The sequence below is a fragment of the Collimonas silvisoli genome (assembly GCF_018305005.1).
GTDB classification, from domain to species: domain Bacteria; phylum Pseudomonadota; class Gammaproteobacteria; order Burkholderiales; family Burkholderiaceae_D; genus Collimonas; species Collimonas silvisoli.
The window spans coordinates 1-3,206 of the sequence record NZ_JAGQEG010000198.1; the positions used below are offsets into that span (position 1 = coordinate 1).

Consider the following 3,206-nt stretch of genomic DNA (forward strand, 5'->3'; position numbering starts at 1 on the left):
GAAGTGGCGATTTTGGCTTGTACACTGCTTGGTGAAATCCGCGCGTCATTACGATGAGGCGCGGAATATGATTTTAGCGCAACTGGCTGAGCGTGAACGTCCGCCAGAGCAAATCATGAAAGGTCGTCATCTGCCGATTCTAGATTTTTCGCTTGCAATGGAAGACTGCATCACATCCCTATATAAAATGGAAATGTGTATGTCGATTTTGGCAAAGTCACAACCGCTCATTGCCCCCTTCGTTGACTTGTTGATAGTAGAAAAGAACAAAGTGCGTGACTTTCGAAATCAACAGGAACATATGCACCAGCAGATTGCTAGTGGTCAAACAGGTAGCGGCCCAATCATGATTACCTTGTCGAATAACGGGGAGTCAATGCAATTTCGAAATTTAAAGATGCCTCTTACTTTTGTGCATGCGCTGATCGAGGAGATTTACTCAACCCTTGTGAAACTATTTCCGAAGTTCGACAGTAAATCTATACCCTTAAAACCTGGCATCCTGACACTTTCTATCACCGGCTCAATGACAATTGAGACCTGCTTACGACCTGAAGGCGAGAGGAGCTAATGTGCACGTTCAGGTTCTTAAAAAAACTGACGCAGCAAATTTTAAAAATTCTTCAGTTCTAACCAGATTCAATTTTCGGGGAGTCGATACAACACACACATCAACAGCTTTTGCTTACACAGGTGGGGTAGAAAATGTGATGGCTGCTAACTCGTTGATAAGTGTGGAGCTTTTGAACCATGTCATAACAACGCGGCGGAGAGCCGCATGAACAGTGGGGATTTGACACGCGGCAGGGCTTGGGAAGCTTTCGTTCTACCATTGAACTACACCCGCGATACCCGCATTTTACGCGGGATTTGACGGGGTTTGCAAACTTGAAAGATGTTTGAGGGGATGGGGAATGTGATGGCCGATTGATCCGGAGTGTGGCGGCTCAGTTCATCGCTAAAAATATGGGGCTCAAGTTTTTTTTGATGTATGAGCAATTACCCGCGCTATGCGATTATTCTTTTCGGCATCAGTTTGTTGCAAGAAAAGTTTTGATTGGAGTACAGAGTTTTCTTCTAGTGAGGCTCTGAAAGCGTCGAGTTTTGCGGTAAGGGCAATTATCCCTTCACTGCATTCTTGAAGCTCTTTTGCGCTGTAGTAATCGTTTTGATGTCCTGAGCCTTGAAAATTATTTAAATCATAAGGGCTTGTGCCAATACCCCATTTTCTATTCGGCTTTGTTCCAAATATTGAGCTCATGCCATGGGCTACAGCGTTACGCACTTTTGCTCGCTTTCCGATTTCTTTCCGTAGCGTGCCCCACTGAGTAATGTCAGACTCATTACAAAATCGTTTGATCAATGCGTCTGTGACCGTGAGACGCGCGTCGAATGTCCTAATGGCGTGAAATGCGGTAACGGGTACATCCCGTAGCATTTTCGGGAAAAATGAAAGATAGATTTCGCAAACGGTATACTCAATACCTTGCCAGCAAGTTATGGCATTGCCGATAGCGCAAAGCAGATCGTTGCCCGCTACTGCTTCGGTTTCAGATAGACCTTCTGTCATTTTTTATCCAAATTTTGATGAAGATTCACAATATCAGAAACTGTTGAGTACCCCCCCCTCCGAAAGAATGTTCGTCGCAAACGAAAGAGAAAGATACGTGCCATGCCAAACAAGAGCATCACTGTACTCAAAGCCGTAGATAAGCCAACGGAAGTGGATAGCAAGCCGAAGATACCATTCAAATGGCTGAACCAGGCTTTTATCTTGGCAATATTGACACCCACGGCATATTTGATCGGCGTAGCCTTCTATCAGTCCTATATGCGTACTCTCAGGGTCGCATTTGAGTTGTATCCGAAAACTTCAACAGACTACTTTCTTTACGCATTCGAAGCATTGTTAGAATTTTTTCCGTCCGGGTTAAAGAGCGCTGGAACGGACATCCGAATAATTGCTGCCGTCTTTGGGGTGCTGGTGTATATCGCATTGATGAATATCGGCGCGGCGTGGCTTGAATCATGGTTGGATAGCAGCGAATGGATGAAACGCCGGAGGGAAAAAGTAAAAATGAGCAAGTCTATTGGACTGCTCGGCGATATCTTCTTGATGCCGACTGTTGTTCTTATGGCGATTTACTACATTCCCATTTTCATCACACTTTTAATGTTAATTCCGGTGTTGGTGGGGCAATCCGCTGGTCGCGACGTCGCACTTAGAGATAAGGCAGGATTTGAAGGAGGCTGTACAAATCCAAAAGACAAAAAGGCATTTTGTACACAGGTGTTGGATGGCGGAAAACCAGTCGCTGTGGGGTTTGTAGTTGAAGCTTCAGAAAAATTCGTTGCTTTAATCGCTGATGGCGTCGCCAGATCGATCCCAATCAAAGATAAAGAGTTTGTTGAGTTTCGAAATCCTCAAACTAGCGAGCAACATGCGTTGGCTGAACCTAAAGATCCCAAGCGCTGAACCCATTCTAGGCAATAACCTACATGCAGAAATATTAGGTCGTTTGCTTACAGGCGATGGGCGGTTACCGCATTAAAATTTTTCTTGGCATGGACTGAGATAGCCCCCTGAATGACCGGACACAATTTAGGCAGTAATTTTCTCTAATCTAAGATGCTCATTTAGTATGTGTGGTCTGATACCAGCTAAATTAACGATGTTTTTACAAATTGAAGGTCTATAATTTCAAGAAACTGCATCCAACAATGACTGGCATGCAGATCGAAGAGAAATTGAAGTTGATCAACAAGGCTGGAAAAAACGCTGGCAAAATTTGGAAAAAAAGCACCAAGCCAAAAGAGCTCGAACGCATGTGGAATATTCAGCGATCTACCGTGTCGCGATATCTTCGGCAAGCTGACAAATTGATCGAGAATGTAGCAAAGGGTATCTTCCCGCTGAATAAGTAGCATCCGCATTCCTGCCGTGGCAGATCGGCCTGTCGCCTGACGACTGGCTAGAATATGTCTAACGGTTTGCCCTGCCGCTGCAGTTTGCCAGATGACCATGCGTGCATCCTGTTCATTTGGCCGGTTCCATGCTGCCTACAATATAGACAGTAGCTGACCTTACCCCTCCAGAGTATCCCAATGTAAAGTTAGTGACTGTGCTGATGGAGAGCTAGTCATGAAGAAATCGAGATTTACGGAAGAGCAGATTATTGGGATCTTGAAGGAAGCGGATGCCGGGA

Annotated in this window: 4 protein-coding genes; 2 read left to right on the forward strand and 2 right to left on the reverse strand. The window is 45.0% G+C overall.

Features of this window, described 5'->3' with window-relative positions:
• On the forward strand, window positions 1-571 hold a 571-nt coding region (locus KHU33_RS25820), incomplete at its 5' end, for a hypothetical protein (RefSeq protein WP_211468362.1).
• Between the two features lie 402 nt (window positions 572-973).
• On the opposite strand, the gene KHU33_RS25825 is transcribed toward KHU33_RS25820, so the two are convergent.
• Window positions 974-1,570: a hypothetical protein gene (locus tag KHU33_RS25825; RefSeq protein WP_211468364.1), complete on the reverse strand. Its 597-nt coding sequence runs from the start codon at window positions 1,568-1,570 to the stop codon at window positions 974-976.
• 102 nt (window positions 1,571-1,672) lie between these two features.
• On the opposite strand from KHU33_RS25825, the gene KHU33_RS25830 reads away from it, so the two are divergent.
• Window positions 1,673-2,476: a hypothetical protein gene (locus tag KHU33_RS25830; RefSeq protein WP_211468366.1), complete on the forward strand. Its 804-nt coding sequence runs from the start codon at window positions 1,673-1,675 to the stop codon at window positions 2,474-2,476.
• A gap of 185 nt (window positions 2,477-2,661) precedes the next feature.
• On the opposite strand, the gene KHU33_RS25835 is transcribed toward KHU33_RS25830, so the two are convergent.
• Window positions 2,662-3,024: a hypothetical protein gene (locus KHU33_RS25835; RefSeq protein WP_211468368.1), complete on the reverse strand. Its 363-nt coding sequence runs from the start codon at window positions 3,022-3,024 to the stop codon at window positions 2,662-2,664.
• Between the last annotated feature and the right edge of the window lie 182 nt (window positions 3,025-3,206).

Excerpts from the sequence above, each read along its gene's own strand:
- KHU33_RS25825 (WP_211468364.1), bottom strand. The coding sequence starts at position 1,570 with ATGACAGAAGGTCTATCTGAAACCGAAGCAGTAGCGGGCAACGATCTG.
- KHU33_RS25830 (WP_211468366.1), top strand. The coding sequence starts at position 1,673 with ATGCCAAACAAGAGCATCACTGTACTCAAAGCCGTAGATAAGCCAACG.
- KHU33_RS25835 (WP_211468368.1), bottom strand. The coding sequence starts at position 3,024 with ATGGTCATCTGGCAAACTGCAGCGGCAGGGCAAACCGTTAGACATATT.